The organism is Flavobacterium erigeronis (genome assembly GCF_054075165.1).
In genome coordinates, this window is record NZ_JBSKGP010000006.1 from 121,140 (window position 1) to 140,379 (window position 19,240).

Annotated in this window: 14 protein-coding genes; 11 read left to right on the forward strand and 3 right to left on the reverse strand. The window is 32.6% G+C overall.

Annotation, left to right across the window (positions count from 1 at the left end; all coding sequences use genetic code 11):
• Positions 1-401: 401 nt before the first annotated feature.
• Genes ACWA1F_RS13225 through ACWA1F_RS13235 form a run of 3 tightly spaced genes read right to left on the reverse strand, consistent with a single transcriptional unit; the run spans position 402 to position 7,905 of the window.
• The gene (locus ACWA1F_RS13225; protein WP_456894251.1) at positions 402-917 is read right to left on the reverse strand and encodes a hypothetical protein; all 516 of its coding nucleotides are present in this window, start codon (positions 915-917) and stop codon (positions 402-404) included.
• Complete coding sequence (locus ACWA1F_RS13230) at positions 868-4,374, reverse strand: DUF6443 domain-containing protein (RefSeq protein WP_456894253.1); 3,507 nt, start codon at positions 4,372-4,374, stop codon at positions 868-870. Before ACWA1F_RS13230 ends, ACWA1F_RS13225 begins: the two co-directional genes overlap by 50 nt.
• 12 nt (positions 4,375-4,386) lie before the next feature.
• Complete coding sequence (locus tag ACWA1F_RS13235) at positions 4,387-7,905, reverse strand: RHS repeat domain-containing protein (protein ID WP_456894255.1); 3,519 nt, start codon at positions 7,903-7,905, stop codon at positions 4,387-4,389.
• 234 nt (positions 7,906-8,139) lie between these two features.
• Here ACWA1F_RS13235 and ACWA1F_RS13240 point away from each other — a divergent pair, with 234 nt between their 5' ends.
• The 11 genes from ACWA1F_RS13240 (at position 8,140) to ACWA1F_RS13290 (ending at position 19,236) form a co-directional block, all read left to right on the forward strand.
• Positions 8,140-8,559, forward strand: coding sequence for a type IV pilin protein (locus ACWA1F_RS13240; protein WP_456894457.1), 420 nt, complete (start codon positions 8,140-8,142; stop codon positions 8,557-8,559).
• Positions 8,559-9,035 (forward strand): hypothetical protein, encoded by a 477-nt coding sequence (locus ACWA1F_RS13245; protein WP_456894257.1) that lies wholly within the window; start codon positions 8,559-8,561, stop codon positions 9,033-9,035. The genes ACWA1F_RS13240 and ACWA1F_RS13245 overlap by 1 nt, the downstream gene beginning before the upstream one ends.
• Positions 9,036-10,436, forward strand: coding sequence for a GspE/PulE family protein (locus tag ACWA1F_RS13250; RefSeq protein WP_456894259.1), 1,401 nt, complete (start codon positions 9,036-9,038; stop codon positions 10,434-10,436). It abuts the gene before it with no gap.
• Between the two features lie 39 nt (positions 10,437-10,475).
• The gene (locus ACWA1F_RS13255; RefSeq protein WP_456894261.1) at positions 10,476-12,677 is read left to right on the forward strand and encodes a type II secretion system protein GspD; all 2,202 of its coding nucleotides are present in this window, start codon (positions 10,476-10,478) and stop codon (positions 12,675-12,677) included.
• A complete protein-coding gene (locus ACWA1F_RS13260) occupies positions 12,677-13,870 on the forward strand; it encodes a hypothetical protein (RefSeq protein WP_456894263.1) in 1,194 nt (397 codons plus the stop codon). The genes ACWA1F_RS13255 and ACWA1F_RS13260 overlap by 1 nt, the downstream gene beginning before the upstream one ends.
• A gap of 1 nt (position 13,871) precedes the next feature.
• A complete protein-coding gene (locus ACWA1F_RS13265) occupies positions 13,872-14,393 on the forward strand; it encodes a hypothetical protein (protein ID WP_456894265.1) in 522 nt (173 codons plus the stop codon).
• Positions 14,394-14,622: 229 nt separating this feature from the next.
• Positions 14,623-15,564, forward strand: a complete 942-nt coding sequence (locus tag ACWA1F_RS13270) for a hypothetical protein (RefSeq protein ID WP_456894267.1) — start codon at positions 14,623-14,625, stop codon at positions 15,562-15,564.
• 12 nt (positions 15,565-15,576) lie between these two features.
• Entirely contained in the window at positions 15,577-16,563 is a 987-nt protein-coding gene (locus ACWA1F_RS13275; RefSeq protein ID WP_456894269.1) for a hypothetical protein, read from the forward strand.
• Between the two features lie 4 nt (positions 16,564-16,567).
• Positions 16,568-17,392, forward strand: coding sequence for a hypothetical protein (locus ACWA1F_RS13280; RefSeq protein ID WP_456894271.1), 825 nt, complete (start codon positions 16,568-16,570; stop codon positions 17,390-17,392).
• 2 nt (positions 17,393-17,394) lie between these two features.
• Complete coding sequence (locus ACWA1F_RS13285) at positions 17,395-18,186, forward strand: hypothetical protein (protein ID WP_456894273.1); 792 nt, start codon at positions 17,395-17,397, stop codon at positions 18,184-18,186.
• 63 nt (positions 18,187-18,249) lie between these two features.
• On the forward strand, positions 18,250-19,236 hold the full coding sequence (locus ACWA1F_RS13290; protein ID WP_456894275.1) for a hypothetical protein: 987 nt from the start codon (positions 18,250-18,252) through the stop codon (positions 19,234-19,236).
• Positions 19,237-19,240: the final 4 nt, after the last annotated feature.

The window sequence follows — 19,240 nt, forward strand, 5'->3', positions numbered from 1 at the left end:
CAAAGACTTTTTATTTTTAATTCAACTTTAAGACGGGTATTTATTTTCAAAAAAAAGCAAATCTATTAAATGCACAAAACCCCAACATTAGCGGGGGTTTTGACCAGTATTAATGTAATTTCTTTGCGTTCACGAGCAAGATGCTCGCGCCAGCTGGGGGGGGTGATTTGAAGGGAAGATAAAATAATTGTTTACACATAAAAAGCTGGTTAAATTTATGTTTAACCAGCTTCTTAAATTTATGAGCTCTTGATTTCAGATTTTGTTTTATTTTATGACTTAAATAAAAAAAAATCGAAAAACTTTTAGATATGACCTATTTTTTGAACGTAGTTTGGTGGCATTTGCAAAACTTTTAAAGTCCGAAACTCATTGTGGAACAATAAGAATTAGATATCCTATCAGGATTTTTCCAATTTTAGATATAATTCACATGTTGGCATTGTCCATAATTCGTGATTATCATTACAGATTTTTTCTTTCCACATATCAACGTCCTGCATTTTAAATATTCGTACCCATTTATTGGGCCTTTTTCTTTTTTCATCAAAATAGGGTAATACTGATTTTCCGCTCAAATAGTATAAAATTACATTTGCACCCCAGTCTGTTTTTTCATCCGTAAGTAAGGTCATCCATTGTTCACAAGTTAATCTATTCAATATATCAAGCTGTTTTTCAGATAAATCAATAATTATTTTTTTTCCAATAATGGTATGAGGCAGGCCATCATCTCCTTTACAACTAACGCGCTTAACAGAATAATCAATTTTATTGTTAATAAAATTTATATCATTTCTTGATGTTATGGATTTCTGAGAATACATAACATTTAAAGATAGAAAAATGTAACATATAAAAATTATATTATTGGACTTTTCCATATTTTTTCTCATAAGCTTTAAGATCTTCTCCATACTTTTTAAGTTTTTCTCCTTCTGATTTATACAATTTTAAATATTCTTTACTCGGTTTAACCTCCTTGTCTAAATTGGTATTCTTAGGATCAGCTTGGTACTTGTCAACTAAATTATCTATATTTTCTTCTCCATATTTATATCCTATATCTGAAGCTACTTTTATTTGATTTATTTGTCCTTCTTTTTCTATTTGTGCTTGACTTTCGGCATATGCTGTAGGTGTTATTTTTCCATCTTGAACTAAATTATCATTTTTTGATAATTTCTCATTATTTACTCTGTTTGATAATTCATGTGTCAAAAATATTAATCTCTCTTTAATATCAGAACTTTTTTCAAGGCTAATCTTTCTAGATTTTGTATCAGTACCAGAAATTCCATTAGTAGACTGTATTTCTCTGGCGTAATTATTAAGGTTTATACCACTTGCCTTTAGTAATTTAGAAAAATTAGGGCTATTTTTTAAGCCAAAACTTATTGTAGCTTTTATACTCACCGGAGGATCTGGCCACATTCCGTCAGGGTCAATAAAGGATATCGGATTATCCATTGCATAATTATAAGGCGACCATCTGCGACCTTTCTCTGCTAAAGGATCAATACTCATCCATCGGCCAATTGTCGGATCATAATTTCTTGCTCCATAGTCGTAAAAGTTAAGCCCTATCTCATCCTGCAGTTCCTTTCCGTTGTATTTATACTTTAAAGCATCATTTGTTGAAGCAATTCCTCCATTGTATCCCATATGCTTCATTCCGAAAGCATAATAATTATTTTCCTCTTGGATTACAAGGTTTTTGTCGTAGCTTATACGAATATTGCCCAAGTGGTCTTTATACTGGTAAATGTATTTAAATGAGCTTCCTTCAGGCTGCACATAACCTTCCGCTGTCGGGAAAAACTTTAATGAAGTTAAGCCGTTTTGGGTTGCATACTGATAGCCTTCTATGTAATCAGTACTCACAGCAGGTTTTCCTGTTTCGTTTACTATTTTTTGAACCTTTTGTCCCGCAGCATTGTAAATGTAAGCAATATTTCCTGCTGAAGCAAAGCTAGTCTTTACTGGCAGATTCAGATGGTTATAAATAATCGATGTAATATTTTTGTTGGCATCAGAGATCATGTTCCCGTTCAGATCATAGGTATAATCATCTCCTGCATTGGTTCCGTCAATAAAGCCCAAATCTTTGCGGCTGCTGTCGGAAACTTTAGCCAGACGATTGCTGTTAGTTGCATAGGTATAAACTAGGTTGTCAATAAGCTGGGCAGCTTCGCTGTTTCCATTACGCGTAAGGACCGTGATGTTTCCATTTTTGTCATACGATAAGGCTTCATTGTAAGCGTTGGTTACCGCATTTGTTTTTGTAGATATGCTTTCTTTAAGTCGGTTTAGGTTATCGTATTTATATCCGTATCCCCTCAAAATGCCATTGTCTGAATTGGTAGCCCACTGCGTTTCAGAGATGTTTCCATTATATACTGCTGCAGCGCCGCTTGCCGCTGTCGGACTATTATAATTAATCTTAAAAGCAAACAGATCTTTCGGGTCGTTTGGTTTTGCAAGTGAATTTACATCATTTATTCCAGTCAGCCATCCGCGGATGTTATAGGAATAGTTAACGTTCTGGACATTATTTCCAACCTGTTTAGAAATAAGCTGTCCGAGCTCATCATAGGTATTGCTGGCAATAACTTCAGGCGTTGCGCCATTTATCTGATGGGTCTGCACCAGCAGACGGTCTTGCGCTGAATAGGTGAAAGTGTCTCTGGTCATAAGTTCAGCATCAGATGCTGTTCTTTTATGTCTGGTAATGCTGTAAAGAGTTTTACCTAAAAAGTCCAGTTTGGTGTCTGTATAATTATATCCGCCTAAATGGTTTAAAGTGTAAGTTCTTATCGGTCTTGCCTTATCGTCATAGAAAGTGGCGATGGTCTCACCTAAAGTTTCATTGCTAGCGGTTAGAACTCTTGTCCATGATCCCGATGCCAACCCTTTGACTTGAGAAGAAACATGGTCTCCTTCTATGGTAGATGGAACAGTTATAGTAGAAATTCCAGGGAAAGCATAATCGTCATAATAGTTTACAGTAAGCAGTTTAAAAGATGTAGGCGATACACTGTTGCTGTAATTGGCCGGAATTCCGTCAAGGCTTCCGCTAGCTAACTTACTTTCGTTAATGGCTGTCGAATTGTTTTGCGCAGACTGTAATGAAGCTCTTCCTTCATAAGTGGCAGGAGCGTGCTGAGCCCAAGCCGTATAGACAACCCGTCCGAAGGCATCATATTTTGTTATAACCCATCCTATTGCGCTTGAGTCAGAGAAAGGAGAATTGGCTGGTCCTGTGGCAACTGGCCTGTCAAGTTTATCATAGACAATAAACTCCCATTGTTTTCCAGGTAGTTTTTTTTCTGCAAGCCTGTTTCGATGGTCATATTTATACTGATAGCACAAATCGTTTAAGATAGTTTGCGTTCCATTATCTATTGATGCTGTAAAAGCGCTTCCTGTCTGCGCATGAAATCCTGGCAAGAGTCTGATCGAATTTGAAGCGGTCAGGGTCAAGTTCTGTCCAGAAGCTACGACTGCTGTCGAGGTGATGTCAGCCTGCAAGGCAGATGATCCATCAATTAAATCAACCGCTTTTGGAGGGAGCACATAGGTGAGATTGCCATAAATGTCATAAACATAATAGGTGTCATGTTTCGCCTGAGCGTCGTAGGTTCTTTTTAAGACAATCTGCCCTTCCTTGTTTTTAAACTCAACGGTTGATCCATTTACTTCAAGCGGAGCAGCAGCGGTGTTTTCATCATAGGTAATGGTTTTGTAAAGCTCATTGGCATTGTAGTAGCCGCTGTTTCTAAAAGAGATCTCATATAGTCCAGATGCAGAATTCCATACAGTAACCACAGAAAATAATTTTACTTCACCAGCGACATTGGCTTGATAGCCTGTTTTAATTTCATGCCCAGATCCTGAATACCAGGCATTCCCAGGCGCTGCCTGTTTTAATACCCTGTTAAGAGGAGAAGCCTCCATTTCTTTTCTGCTGAAAGGATACGAGGTTGCCTCAAGAGAGGGATTTCCATTAATGGCTGGATTGGGATTTGCATAATAAGAGGACTGTTTGGCCTTTGCCGTAGGATCAAAAGCCATGTCTGCGGTCTCGGTTTTGAAAGGTAGATATTCTTCAGCCTGCCTTCCGAAGCCGTCATACTCAATATGGGTTATAATATCTTTTCCTGAAGCTGACTGCTGTGAAGCATTCTGCTGCACAGGCCTTCCCAGACCGTCAAAATAGGTAACGTTCTGTGATGCCTGCAGGGTAGAAGGTGATAGTATGGCTTGTGTGCTCGGCACCTTATATTTTACCGTTTTAACATAGTTTTCGCTCTGCGTCTGGCCAATTGCCAATAAAGGAAATAAAACCAAAAAGAATTTTATTAGATTTTTCATGATGCTTTTGGTTTAGTGTTTGTAATTGTACTGGTTTTCAGAAAGTATGAATCCTTTATTGTCCCTTACAGATTCAAGCCTTCCGAAACTGTCATAGGTATAGGTACTAGTGTATCCCTTTGGATCTGTAATGGTATTTATGCCAACTAAAGGGATATGCGTATAAGTTGAAATCATACAATTAACAAAAGCACTATTGTTTCGTAAAGCATTTATTGCTGGCAAGTTAGTTTCGTTCAAAGTATTTATATTTGAAACACCAAGAGCAGCAGCTATTTGAGCATTTGTTGCGTTTTCTACTTTGGCAATTGGGAGAGTTTGATTGTACCCCCAAATTATAGAAACGGGATTTCCATTTTCTATTGTATACTGAGTAAGATTACCTAAAGTATCATAGTTTTGATAAGTCACTTTCTTCTCTAATTGGTCAGGTACAACATTTCCTTTTTTAGTATAAATATATTGAGGCAGTATTATAGACTGATTAGCCCCTGAAGAAGAAAAACTGCCATATTGAGTCTTTTTTTCGGATAGTTTATTTGAATCTCTATAAGTTTCCTCTCTTAATGGTAATGCAACCATGTTTCTTGCAAGTAATTCATTTCGAAGTGGCTCGTTTGCCATTTCAGGATTTTGCGCATAGTAGTATTTAGTTTCTAATGTTTCGCCTTTAGAATTAACATTAACCTGCGATGACAGTTGTATACTAGTCGGGGTATAATTGTAAAAATAATTTTCCGTTTGTGACACACTATTATTTCCAAAATAATCTATAGTAGTTTTGCTTTTTAGTTTGTCAAAACCTGTGTAAATTTTAAAATAAGGTATTTTTAATCCGGTAGGCAAGAAATTTTCAATAGAGTATTTATTGACAGGATATTTATTCAATGAGCTAACGTAAACCTTAAGATCAAAAGGAAAAGTTACAGCATCAATTAAACTTAAAGATGGAAAAATATGTTTTGATATTCGCTGTTCAGAACCATTATTGCATAGTTCATTTTCATCTAATAATTCATAATTAATTTCGTCAACGTAACCTCTGTTTTTTTCTACTTCTTTCCCATAATAGTCATATAATTCCTCTCTTATTATGCTATTATCATTATAAGATAATTTACGTAATAATTTTCCTCTATGCCATTCCTGAGGTTCATCTTCTCTACGATCATCAAATATTGTTATTTCAGAAAATAAAGGCTCTTTAAAGCTGTAATAGTAATCTTCCTTACTTTCTTTTTTAGTTATATTATCATAATTTATTTGGCTAACTTTGGTATATCCAACATTTGAACCTGAAGTTTTGTATAAAGAAAGTGTAGAAGTCGAAGACATTCTAATTCCTAAATCTATTCGACTACCCAACGGACTATAAACCGAAATGTTCTCTATATAGGCAGGTACATTCATCATTTTTCCTGAAGTTATTTTGTTGTCATCTAGGTATTTAAAGTAAGTAGAATATTTTTTACTATTTAAGTTGCTATCTGTGTACGTTTGAATGTCTTTTATTCTTAATCCGCCAACATTTACATCGTCTTTAGACTTATCACGATAACTAATTGTAAAACTGCTATTGTGATAAAAATTGTACTCACTAGGATTTGATAGAAAATAGTTTTGGACTATTATAATTTTCATTCTATAAGTGCTTTTACCTCCAGTTTCAAAATATCCCTGAATGTTTCCACTTGTATATTGATCTTTAGAAATCGTGCCATAATATTTTATGTCTTTAAAAGTGCCATCACTTTGTTTTTGCTGGAGATAAAAAGAAACATTATTAAACTCAGCGTTTATATTTTTATAATTTGGAACCTGAAAAGGAAAATTTGAATTTATTTGTAAACTAACCTGATTCTGTTTTAGAGAAGTACTTTGTATAGTAGTTTCAAAAGGTTCGCTATAAAAAACTTTTTGAAATGAATTAGATTCAGATGCGTTAGGGTTAGGATAAAAAGTTTTTAAATCATATCCAGAAACACTAAATGAAGGAGATTTTATTGCATATCGTTCATCGGAGATAGCATCGTAATAAGTTCCCGTTGTCGCTCCCGTTAAACATTTATGATTTTCGTAATTATAATATTTAACCGCTCCTTCAGGAAATTTAATACTTTTTAAAGAAAAGGTTTTGGTGTAGAGAGTGTCCACATCTCTATTGAAACCATTATTGCTTGCAACATTATGGAAAGGCATTATATGTCTCGGAAAAAGAGAGAAATTGCTTTCTTTGCCATTAAAATACCCCCAATGATCCTGCGCTTTTGAAGATTTAGAAGGGATTTTGCCAAACGAATAATAATCAAAATTATAGTTTTCTACAACATTATTTTTTGTGTCATAAAATCTAATTGCATCAAGTTTAAGTCGCTTATCTACTGCGTCTGTAGAATATAGGTGAACATTAGCGTTAAAATAACTTTGTACTAGGTCAATTTTTTTTATTAAGTTACCTGTATTGTCATAAACTTTGATTTCCTCAAGTTTTTTAGAGCCAGTTAGCAAATCTATTCGATTGCCATAAGAGAAACTTATTTTCCCCTCTGGAAAAATAATTTCCGAAATTAACTTCTCTTTTGTAGCAGTTGTGTTCGATTCTGGAGAACCAACAACTACCTGCTCTTCTGTACCTATGTATCCAGTTGCTATTTTAGTAGTTGGACTAGATAAATTTGAAAACAAACTGTAGTCAGCAGAAATATAATTATAAATGACTTCTTTATTTTTTGAAGAAATGATCTTTTTTAATTGCCAAGATTGATCAAATGGAGTAAGTCCATACTGGCTTATTGATGATGTTCCGTCTTTACCTAAAATTAAGCTATAGCCATTAGGCAGTTGGACATTAAAATAATCAATAAAAATAGTCTGTGGAATAGATGATCGATTTCCTAATAGATAACTAATGTTAATATCATCTAGCGGAAAAGTTACGAACTTTTTTAATTCCTGACTAAACATAAATTTACCACTGTGTCCGAAAAAGCTATAATAGAATTCGTCTGGTCGAGAATCTTCTGTACCATATATACCTCTTTTGTCATTTCCTGCTAAAAATGCTTTTGCATAAAACTGCATTCTGCTCCCATATTCTCCTGAGCTGTTGCAGCCCCATTGAGTAGCCTGTTGAGGGTCTATAGACGTTTTTAATCTTCCAATTCCAAATGTATTGTTATAGTCCTGATTCATAAAATAACGTTCGTCTGCTGCTCCATGATTATTTCGAGTAATCTGACCTCCAATGTTAAGGCTCCATCCTAATCCTACAGATGTAGCGTCTTCTTCAACCTTAATTCCTCCTGTATTGTATGAAATGGAAATAGGTATTTCCATTCCATCGAGATTAATTGTGTAAATAGGAATATCAATTGAAGGCTGGCCTGTATATAATGAAACATTATTTAGCATCCGTTTTTTAAATTGGTAAGATTCTGGAGGTAGAGGAATGTTGTAATCGTATTCTGATGATTTTTGACTGTGCAAATTCAGATATAAGAACAAAAAGGCGAGTAAGAACTTGAATTTCATTTTTGATTATTGTTAAAAATTGTAAAGCTGTAGAATAATTTGTTATTAAATTTTGATTAGTATTTTTGTATTTTGTTGATTAGTAAGATCTTGTAATTGTTAAATTATATTTTATTTGTTCGGTAATTATAGTAAAATATTTCTTATGTTTTTATATGTTTATTAACAAATTATTTCCCATTATTCACCCCATTGTTTTCTCAATAAAAAAGATATATTTGTAAAAATTAATTTATATTTATTTTGAAGAAAAATCTACTGAAAAAACTGCCGTCATTCAATCTTCAGGAAATGTTGATTGTTTTAGCCATAATTGGAATTCTGCTTTTAATTGCTCTTCCAAACCTAATGCCTTTAATTACTAAAGCTAAAAGCGTCGAAGCCCAAGTTCAGCTTAAAGCAATATACAATGCTGAAAAACAGTACTACTTTATGTACTCCAAATACAGTCCTAATTTTACGGAGATCGATTTTGAAGCACCAAAAACTACTAAAGAAAATGGTAGCGCTAACTACGTTTACGAAATCGTGCAGTCTAGCAATAGCGAATTTAAAGTAAAAGCTACAGCAATTACAGACTTTAATGGAAATGGGGTTTTTAATGTTTGGGAAATTGACCAAAATGGAGTTCCGAAGCAAATCATAAATGATTAATGTGGTATTTGAAATTAATATTAATTATTCTATTTGCTCTTGTTTTGTATCAAGACTATAAAAGCAGGATGGTTTACTGGTTTTTATATCCAATAATTGGAATCTTTGCTTTTGCGATCCAAGTTAACGCTGTACCAGTATCAGTTGCTTTAGTGAATTTTGGTTTTAATTTATTATTTGTAGTATTTCTGCTGTCTGTAACAGCAATTTATATAAAGTTTAAAAAGTTAGATTTTAGAAATACAATCGGAATAGGAGATGTATTATTTTTTGTTTTTATAGCCGCTTCTTTTTCAATAGTTTCGTTTTGGGTCTTATTTGTTTTTGCACTTATTTTTTCTTTATTGTTGCATTTAATTCTTACTGCTAAAAAAGAACCTGCTACAGTGCCTCTTGCAGGATATATGTCTCTTTTTTTTGGTGTCGTTTATGCCGTTTCCTTTTGTTATAACGATACTTTTTTATTTGCGTACTAGATGGAGAGTTTTAATATTCCAATAGAATTTCAACAGCTTGTAAAATCAGAGCAAGCTTACTATTACAGAATTATTCCGATTGGGAAAAATCTGGAGAAGGTAGTATTAAAGACAGATGCTGCCGACATTGCAAGTCTTCAAAATGAATTGAGTATACTTCTAAGCTTTCAGGTTGAATTACAGTCTGATTCTTCTGAAAATATTAATCGATATTTAAGCACCAATTACAGAAAAACTTCAAATGATGTTTCTGAAATTCATTATACAACTGATTTTTTAGAAAAAATTGTTTTGAACGCAAAAGAAATTGGAAGCAGTGATATTCATTTTGAGCCTTATGAAAAAAACGCGAGAGTTCGTTTTCGTTTAGATGGTAAACTGAAAGAGCAATTTCATATCTCAGTAGAAGAATACCCGATTATTGTCAATAAAATTAAAATTCGTGCACAGTTAGATATATCCGAGAAAAGGCTTCCTCAAGACGGACGTATCACGATGGTTACCGATTTTCAGGATTTTGACGTCCGTGTTTCTGTTCTTCCAACTTTACATGGAGAGAAGGTAGTACTTCGTATTTTGAGTAAAGATACAAGCCATATTGATATTAATTCTCTTGGATTTACTGAAAGAGAATTGGCTGTTTATCGGGAGAACATAAAAAAACCAAATGGTATAGTACTTATATCAGGGCCAACAGGATCAGGAAAAACGACTACTTTATACGCCACATTAAAAAATCTAAATGTTCCAAATACTAATATTTTAACTGTTGAAGATCCTATTGAGTATACTCTTGAAGGAATTAATCAAGTACAGTTGAAAGAAAATATCGGGCTTGATTTTGCCGCAACCTTACGAACTTTTTTAAGACAAGATCCAGATATAATTATGGTTGGTGAAATTCGTGATGTTAATACAGCAAATATGGCAATTCGTGCCGCTTTGACTGGGCATTTAGTTTTATCTACAATCCATACCAATTCGGCTTGGGCAACTGTGTCACGATTAATAGACATGGGAGTTCCGGCTTTTTTAATTGCCAGCACATTAAATATGAGTGTTGCACAACGTCTGGTTCGTAAATTATGTAATTCGTGTAAAACAGAAGAAAAGATAAGCAGTGAGATTTTTCCAAGTGGATTTGAAATACCAAATGGTTTAACTTCTCATTTTACTGCAACTGGATGCGAAAACTGTTATCATACAGGGTATTCTGGAAGAAAGGCTATCTATGAAATTTTACCAATTGGGTCTGAATTATCTAATTTAATAAAGAATAATCAGCTGGATATCAATGATTATCTGGACGATAAAAATATTTTTACACTAAAACGTAACGCATTGTTATTAATTAAAGAGGGAATTACTTCTGTTGATGAAGTTTTTTCATTACTCTTGTAGAATTAAATATATAAAAATCTTACAACATACCATAATTTCATGAGAATAATAATTACGCTGTTTCTTATACTGATTTTTCAAATTTCATTTGCGCAGGAAAATCGTATTTTGCAGATTAAAAATAATATTGAATCAATTTCTGCTGATACGCCAGGATTGAATGAAAAAGTCAGTGTTAATATAAAAGAGGCTTCTTTATCCAGTTTTTTATTGGCAGTTTCTCAAATTCATAAACTTAATTTTAGTGTTGCTTCAAACTTGCAGCAAATTAATATTGTCAACAATTTTTCTGACGTAACAGTTGGGGATCTTCTTGTTTTTTTATGCAAAGAATACAATCTGACAATTGATTTTACAGGTAATATATTGGCAATTAAGTCTTATGAAAAACCAGTTGAAATTCAGAAAATAAAAACTATTGATGTTTCTTATGATTTAGCTAACAATTTACTTTCTCTGAATTTGAAGGATGACAAATTATATGATGTCTTTAAGAAGATCATGGATGAAAGCGGTAAAAATTTAGTTTTTGCTCCAGGTTTAGAAAATCAGTTGTTGACTGCTTACATTAAAAGTATGCCTTTTGATGCAGCATTAAATAAAATGGCATTTGCAAATAATTTAAGTGTCACAAAATCGAGAGATAATTTTTATGTATTTGATAAACTTGAAGGCAATTATGCTGTTGAAGGGAACTCAGATCCTAATAATGCAATTAGACAGAATAAACCTCAGCGTCCTAGAAAATCTAATTTTTTCTTTACAGTTGTCGATGCCGATAAAAAATTGTTGAATGTAGATTTTGAGAATACACCAATATCAAGCATTGTTTATGATATAGGACATGAACTTGATCTGGATATGTTTATATCTACTCCATTAGATAATGCAGGGAATGGAACTGTAAAAGCAAAGAACATTACTTTTGATGAACTTTTGGTTAAATTATTTGAAATAAAATCTGATGGTAGCTCATCTCAAAATAATAATCAGCAGTTTAATAGTAATGGCAATAATCCAGTGCCTGTACAAGGTTCTGGTGCTGCTTATACTTTTAAGAAAAGCGGTTCGGTTTATTATTTTGGAACCAAAGATCAATTAGTAGTCAGAAATATTAAGCTTGTGCCACTTATGCATCGTTCGATAGAGCTTTTAAGTGACCCGTCAAAAGAAGGTAGGAGTGCAGGGAGACTTAATAATACAAATAATTACACAAATTACAACTCTAATGGAGGCAGTAATAGTTTCAATTCTAATTCGAGCAATTTTTCAAATCAAAGCAGTAATTTTAATAACAGTAACAATAACAGTAATTATTCTTCTTCGTCTTCTACATCCAGCAGTACGCCATCAGAATCAATTTTAACAATTATTCCCGATGAGATAAAGCGAGATTTAGATATCAAAATTGATAAAGAATTAAATAGTTTTCTGGTAAACGGGCCAGCAGCCAATATCGAAAGATTTGAATCTTTTGTGAGCTATATTGATAAAGCTGTTCCAGTTATTCTAATTGAAGTTATGCTGTTAGAAGTTAACAGAAGTGCTACGGTTGAGACTGGAATAACAGCAGGAATTGGAGATAAACCTGTTACGACAAAAGGGACTGTTTTTCCAAATGCAGACATAAATTTAGGAGCGACAACAATTAATAAAATTATCGATGGTTTCAGCGGATTTGGCTCTTTGAATATAGGACAAGTTGTTCCAAACTTTTATTTGAGTTTAAAAGCCATGGAAACAAATGGTAATTTGAAAGTACGTTCATCTCCAAGATTATCTACTTTGAATGGTCATAAGGCCTATTTATCTATTGGAGAAACTACTTATTATGTTGTTACAAATCAAAATTATTACGGCTCTCAAATTCCGCAAGCTTCAGAAGTTAAAAACTATCAGCCAATAGATGCAGAATTGTCGGTAACTATTATGCCACTAGTTTCTGGAAATGGGCAGATTACAATGGATATCAAAGTAATTCAATCTAGTTTTAATGGGCAAAAAGTGGATAAAGATGCGCCTCCAGGAATAAATTCTAGAGAATTTACATCGATCATTAGAGTTAAAGATCAAGATTTGATTGTTTTAGGTGGATTGGAAGAATCTGTAAAAAATGATTCAGGAACTGGTGTGCCATTATTGTCAAGAATTCCAATTATTAAATGGTTATTCAGTTCTAGAAAACGTGAAGATTCTAAGAAAAAGCTGAGCGTATTAATTAAACCTACTGTAATTTACTAATGGCAAATTTTTCCTTAAATAATTTTTTACTTGGAAAGCAATATATTGCCGTTGAACACTTCACTTTAAATAGTGAAGATAAAGTTGCCTTGCTTTTAGTTGAAAATAAAAAGGAAGGATTGGTAATTAGTAAAAAAGATAGGGTTAGTTATAATGGTTCAATAGCTGATAAGTGGGATTCTAAGCTTCCTTTTTTCTTAATTATAAATACAAATCAGGTTATTCAAAAAGAGGTATCAGGAATAGATCCTTCAGATGAAAAATTATTGCATAAATCTTTTCCTAATACTAACTGGGATGAGTTTTATTATGAAATTTGGAGAGTAAAAACAAAATCGGTTATTGCAATTGCCAGAAAATCGTATATAGAGGATTTATTAGAAAACTACAAAACTCAGAAAATAGAAGTTGCAGGAATCAGTCTTGGAGCTTGTTCTATTGCAGATGTAATTGAATATTCTAATGAAAATGAATTTTTTACCAATAGTCAATTGGTGTCGAAGGAAGAAAATCCAATTATTTCTATAAATCCATTAGAGAATACGATTGCTTATACTATAAATGAGCTTCAAATTGAGAATAGACAGCTATTAGCCTTTTCAGGTATTTTGCGAATGCTCCTAAACAATACCGCAAATACGGGTTCTGTAGTGTCGTATAGTGAAGAACTTTATGATGATTTTAATCAAAAATCTTTTTTTAATAAAGGAATTAAGATTATGGTAGGAATTGTTCTGGGAATACTCGTGCTTAACTTTTTATTTTTTTCACACTATTATAAATTGGCACAAGAATCATCAGAGACTTTATTAGTAAATAAATCTTCAATAGAAGATGTCAGCAAAATAAAACAGAGAATTATAGTAAAAGAAGAAAAAGTTAAAGATATAGATGGAAGAATGACTTCTAGGAGTTCTTTGATGATAAATGAAATCGCTAGTAAAGTACCAAGTTCTATCTTGTTAACTGAATTAGCTTTTAATCCGTTAGAGAAAAAAGTGAAAGCTGAAGAACCAATACTTACCAAAGAAAAGTTAATGGTAATTTCAGGTTCTACAATTGCTAACCAAGATTTTACAAAATGGGTCGAAGAAATGGAAAAACTGAAATGGGTGGATAAAGTGCTTATCACTCATTTTGGTAAAAACGAAGAGAATGAAACCACCTTTTCTATAAACTTAACATTGAAGTAAAATGAAACTCAACAAAAGAAATAAACTTTTGGTTATTGGTTTTTGCATTGTGCTTTACATATGCTATTCGTTTGCAATTTCAAATACAATCCAATATTATCAAGAATATAAAAACAAACAAGAAGAGATAGTTGCAGATAGTGATATGCCAAAACTAGTAGCGCAATTAGTCCAAAAAGAAAAACAGCTGGATCAAATTCTTTCTAATTATGATATAAAAATATCAGATTCTTATCAAAATGATTTACTGAAACAATTAACTGCTTATAGTGATAATTATCATTTAAAAATTACTGACTTCAAAGAACCGCATATCAATTCACAAAAAGGCTTTACTACTACAAGTTATGCATTTTCTCTAGAAGGATCTTTTAATGGTTGTTTGGCATTACTAAACAAAGTAGAAAACAATCCTATGTTAGGAAACATTAAGCATTTAAACTTTATTAAAAAACGAAATTATAAAACCAATACAGATCAGCTGTTTGTAGAGGTTATAATGCAGAAGAATAAAGGAATCTAAAAAGATTAATTCACCACTACTTTGTCTTTTTAGAAATAATTTAATAATTGACGCAAAATGAGGAAAGCCGTAATGTTTTTACTCAAGCGATTTTTATATTAGCGCGTTTAGCCGAGTTACCAGATATTCCATAATGTTTTTATAATTATGGAAAAAATTTGTATGCTGTAAAATTGTGCTATTGAACAATTTAATTGGATGGCACCCGCCATTTGCTAATTTTTAAATTATGAAAAAAATCTTTCTACTATTTGTGGCATTTGCCGCACCAACAATTTATGCACAAAATAAAATTGAATCAACTGGGAATATTGGTATTGGTACAACCGCTCCTTTAAATGGTTTACAAGTTTTTAAACTTAATGATTTTGATGGAGGTTCGATAAGATTAGGTCATAGCGGATCAAGTGATGCCATTATTAGTTTTGGTTGGAACGCTAGAACTCTAAGTGATGCATTTAAAATTTCTTATAGTCCTCATAATTTGAATTCTAGTATTGTTGACTTATTGTCAATTGGAACCAATGGTAATGTTGGTATTGGTACTATTATACCAGATGCCAAGTTAGAAGTTCATAATGTTGCAAAAATGGGACATCTTATATTGTCAGCAAATGATAATCCTAATGCTGAAATGACTCGTATCGATATTGATTTTAATGTTGCTAATCAGCATCATACAGTAGGGAGAATTTCTTCTTACTATTTAAATTCTGCAGATGGCGGTTCTGGAGGATTGAGATTCCTTACTAGAGATAATGGTGTTCTAAATGAAAAAATGAGGATTAGGAATGATGGGAATATTGGAATTGGAGAGCCAAATCCAAGAAACAAACTAGATGTAAACGGTACAATCCATTCTAAAGAAGTAAAAGTAGACATGACAGGCTGGTCAGATTTTGTTTTCAAAAAAGAATACAATCTTCCGACTTTGGAAGAAGTTGAAAATCATATTGTAGAAAAAGGGCATCTAGAAAACATTCCAAACGAAGAAGAAGTTTTGAAAAATGGAATCAATTTAGGAGAGATGAATGCAAAGCTTTTGCAGAAAATTGAGGAATTGACTTTGTATATGATTGAAATGAAAAAAGAGAATATTGAGATGAAAAAGGAGAACGAAAAACAAAATGAAGAAATAAAAAAGTTGAAAAAATCAGCAATAACTCTATAAATATTAAAAAAAATGACTTTTAACAAACTAACAATTGTAACATTACTTTTTGCATCTATCTCCTATGCACAGCAGATAGGAGATGGATATGCCCCAGAAGCTATTGTTGATTTTTCATATCCTTTAAAATCGGGTGTTTATGAAGGGCATGCTCCTGAAACAGTCGGTTTAACTCCTGATAATGGTCATTCCTGGCAACACTTGTTTACGACAAGGCATTCTAATGCTTGGAACAACCATCAGCTTCAGATTGCGTCTTCGTTTGCTGTAAATGACCGATTATTTTTTAGAAAAATTGTTGCTGGATCTTTAGTTTCATCAAATTCTCCATGGCTTGAACTAGCCACTAGAGGGACAAATTCTTTTACTGGGGATCAGGTCGTGAATGGTGGTATATCGAGTTCTATTTCAAATAATACTGGCGGACATCTACAGTTAATGAATCCTTTGAAGACTGCAAACGGAATAGGCCAAAGATGGGCTATATATAATATGACTGGTGTTTACGGTAATGGTCTTCAGTTTTGGATTTATGATAATTTAGGCTGTAATGCAGGAGGTTTATGCGAAAATCGTTTTACCATTATGGATAATGGCAATGTTGGAATTGGTGTGATGCTTCCAAATAATAAGCTCGACGTAAACGGAACAATCCATTCTAAAGAAGTAAAAGTAGACATGACAGGCTGGTCAGATTTTGTTTTCAAAAAGGAATATAATCTGCCAACATTAGAAGAAGTTGAAAAACATATTGCAGAAAAAGGACATTTAGAAAATATTCCAAGCGAAGAAGAGGTTTTGAAAAACGGAATCAATTTAGGAGAAATGAATGCTAAGCTTTTGCAGAAAATAGAGGAATTGACTTTGTATATGATTGAGATGAAAAAGGAAAATATAGATATTAAGAAACAAAATGACATAACTAAAAATGAAAATGATTTGCTTCGAAGAAATCAAATTGAATTAGAAAAAAGAATAGAAAAAATAGAAAAAAAATAATGTTATGAAAAAGATTTGTCTGTTATCCCTAATATTTACTGTTCAGATTGGAATTGCTCAAAATAATCCATCTTATGTTGGGACATTACGAATTGCTAGTGATGGAGCTAATAATGCAACCTTTGATAGTAATGGAGTGTCAAGAATACATTTAGGATTTGATGGTGTAACTGGGTATGTGAAATTCGGGGCTCATACAGGATCAGGGCAAAGGGAAGATATACTTTATATGAGAGGAAGCGATGGCAGTGTAGGTATTGGAACAACTGCGCCCTCTGCTATATTAGATATTTATACCCCTGTACTTAGTCAAATTGCTTATGACACACAAAAATGGTCAACAGGAAATGATGATTATAATTTGAGATTACAAACTATTTGGAATGTTAACGGTATAAATCAGCGATTTGTTCAGCGTTTTAATAGTGTTGATTATAATTCTTTAGTCTTTTTCGCAGGTAACGTTGGAATTGGTAAGCTTAATCCGAGTAACAAGTTGGATGTCGACGGCACAATCCACTCCAAAGAAGTAAAAGTAGATATGGAAGGTTGGTCCGATTTTGTTTTCAAAAAGGATTATAATTTGCCAACATTGGAAGAAGTTGAAAAGCATATTACAGAAAAAGGCCATTTAGAAAACATTCCAAATGAAGAAGAAGTTTTAAAAAATGGAATTAATCTTGGAGAAATGAATGCTAAGCTTTTGCAAAAGATAGAAGAGCTTACTTTATATAATATACGGCAACAAAAACAGATAAATACTCTTAATGATAAGTTAGAAAAAATGGAAATTCTACTTAACGAAACCATAAGTTTAAAAAACAAATAATAATGAATAAGAAAATATTATTACTGGCATTTTTTTTTGTCTTACAAAGTGGTTTTTGCCAAACAGGAGGCAGACGTTTCTTTTCAAAATTTTTAAGTGTTAACGATGCTACTAGATTAGAGCTGAAAGATGAGCTAGATAATCGATTAAATGTTGAGAATATCTATAAAGTTCAGTTAGTAACCACAGGTACAGGCACAAAAACGGGTGCTGAGTATATTGTTTGGAATGATGTAATAACTACAGGACAGTGGCAAATTAGGGCAGTAAGTTTATCTGGTAATTCTTCAAATCATCCTCTGTTGATAGTAGAGTCTAATATTGTTAAGGTCTATACTAAGCATACTGCTAAATACGGTGTTCGCATATTTGTTGAAGAGATAATTGCGACAGAAAGTGATGTCATACCATCGATCTTTGGTGGTGCATTTCATTGGCAAAGAGATGGTGAATTTTTATATTATAATGGAAATGTTGGAATAGGAACAGCCAGTTCAAATAATAAGTTAGACGTAAATGGTACTATACACTCAAAAGAAGTAAAAGTTGATATGTCAGATTGGTCAGATTTTGTTTTCAAAAAAGAATACAATTTGCCAACATTGGAAGAAGTTGAAAAACACATTACAGAAAAAGGATATTTAGAAAACATTCCAAATGAAGAAGAAGTTTTAAAAAATGGAATTAATCTTGGAGAAATGAATGCTAAGCTTTTGCAGAAAATAGAGGAATTGACTCTATACATTATCGAGATGAAAAAAGAAATTGAATTGTTGAAAAGGGATAGAGATTAATAATTTTCTTATAATAGAACTAAAATAATTAAGTGTTTAATAAAATTTTTTGCATTGAAAATCATGAAACTAAAAACTATATACATTTGGACTGCTCTAGCTTTTTTTCAAATTTTAGCTTCACAAACATACGAACTAAATAACTCTATAAATTTTGAAAATGTTAATGATGGTAGAGATGTTCCAGATGGAATTACATGGTATAAACCCGAACCACTAGGTTATGGTATTTACCGAACTGGCGGATCTTGGTCTTCTCCTTATTTTCAACAGCTTAAAATTGCTTTTGAAACAGGTATTATTATTGACGGCGGTTTTAGATATGGTAGAAGTGGCATGTTTTTACAACCCAATGGAGGGAATGTTGGTATTGGAACATTAAATCCATCTCAAAAATTGGATGTAAACGGTAATGGAATGTTTCAAGGAGCAATTATTAGTTCTGCTTTAGCTGATACTGGCGGAAATATACAGTTGGTAAATCCTTCTAAAAACGGGAATGGAGTTGCAAGTACTTGGACAATTTACAATATGACTGGAGTGTATGGAAATAGTCTTCAATTTTGGGCATATGATAATTTAAGCTGTGCAGGAGGATTATGCAATAATCGTTTTACAATTATGGACAATGGAAACGTTGGTATTGGATCATCAAACCCTTCAAATAAGTTGGATGTAAACGGTACCATCCATTCAAAAGAAGTAAAGGTAGATATGACGGGATGGTCCGATTTTGTATTTAAAAAAGAATACAATCTTCCGACACTTAAAGAAGTTGAAAAGCATATTACAGAAAATGGACATTTGGAAAATATTCCGAGTGAGAAAGAAGTCCTTAAAAATGGAATCAATTTAGGAGAAATGAATGCTAAGCTTTTGCAGAAAATTGAGGAAATGACATTGTACATTATTGAACAAAACAAAACAAATAACAAACAGCTTGACCAGATAAATAATCTTAAAGATGAAGTCGATTCTCTAAAAAAGCAAAATGAGACTTTGGATTTGATTTTAGAAAGACTATCTCAATTGGAACAAAGATTAAATTAATTTG

What these genes read in the sequence shown, in the direction of transcription:
- ACWA1F_RS13225 (WP_456894251.1), bottom strand. Translation starts at nt 917, where the DNA reads ATGGAGAAGATCTTAAAGCTTATGAGAAAAAATATGGAAAAGTCCAAT.
- ACWA1F_RS13230 (WP_456894253.1), bottom strand. Translation starts at nt 4,374, where the DNA reads ATGAAAAATCTAATAAAATTCTTTTTGGTTTTATTTCCTTTATTGGCA.
- ACWA1F_RS13235 (WP_456894255.1), bottom strand. Translation starts at nt 7,905, where the DNA reads ATGAAATTCAAGTTCTTACTCGCCTTTTTGTTCTTATATCTGAATTTG.
- ACWA1F_RS13245 (WP_456894257.1), top strand. Translation starts at nt 8,559, where the DNA reads ATGTGGTATTTGAAATTAATATTAATTATTCTATTTGCTCTTGTTTTG.
- ACWA1F_RS13250 (WP_456894259.1), top strand. Translation starts at nt 9,036, where the DNA reads ATGGAGAGTTTTAATATTCCAATAGAATTTCAACAGCTTGTAAAATCA.
- ACWA1F_RS13255 (WP_456894261.1), top strand. Translation starts at nt 10,476, where the DNA reads ATGAGAATAATAATTACGCTGTTTCTTATACTGATTTTTCAAATTTCA.
- ACWA1F_RS13260 (WP_456894263.1), top strand. Translation starts at nt 12,677, where the DNA reads ATGGCAAATTTTTCCTTAAATAATTTTTTACTTGGAAAGCAATATATT.
- ACWA1F_RS13265 (WP_456894265.1), top strand. Translation starts at nt 13,872, where the DNA reads ATGAAACTCAACAAAAGAAATAAACTTTTGGTTATTGGTTTTTGCATT.
- ACWA1F_RS13270 (WP_456894267.1), top strand. Translation starts at nt 14,623, where the DNA reads ATGAAAAAAATCTTTCTACTATTTGTGGCATTTGCCGCACCAACAATT.
- ACWA1F_RS13275 (WP_456894269.1), top strand. Translation starts at nt 15,577, where the DNA reads ATGACTTTTAACAAACTAACAATTGTAACATTACTTTTTGCATCTATC.
- ACWA1F_RS13280 (WP_456894271.1), top strand. Translation starts at nt 16,568, where the DNA reads ATGAAAAAGATTTGTCTGTTATCCCTAATATTTACTGTTCAGATTGGA.
- ACWA1F_RS13285 (WP_456894273.1), top strand. Translation starts at nt 17,395, where the DNA reads ATGAATAAGAAAATATTATTACTGGCATTTTTTTTTGTCTTACAAAGT.
- ACWA1F_RS13290 (WP_456894275.1), top strand. Translation starts at nt 18,250, where the DNA reads ATGAAACTAAAAACTATATACATTTGGACTGCTCTAGCTTTTTTTCAA.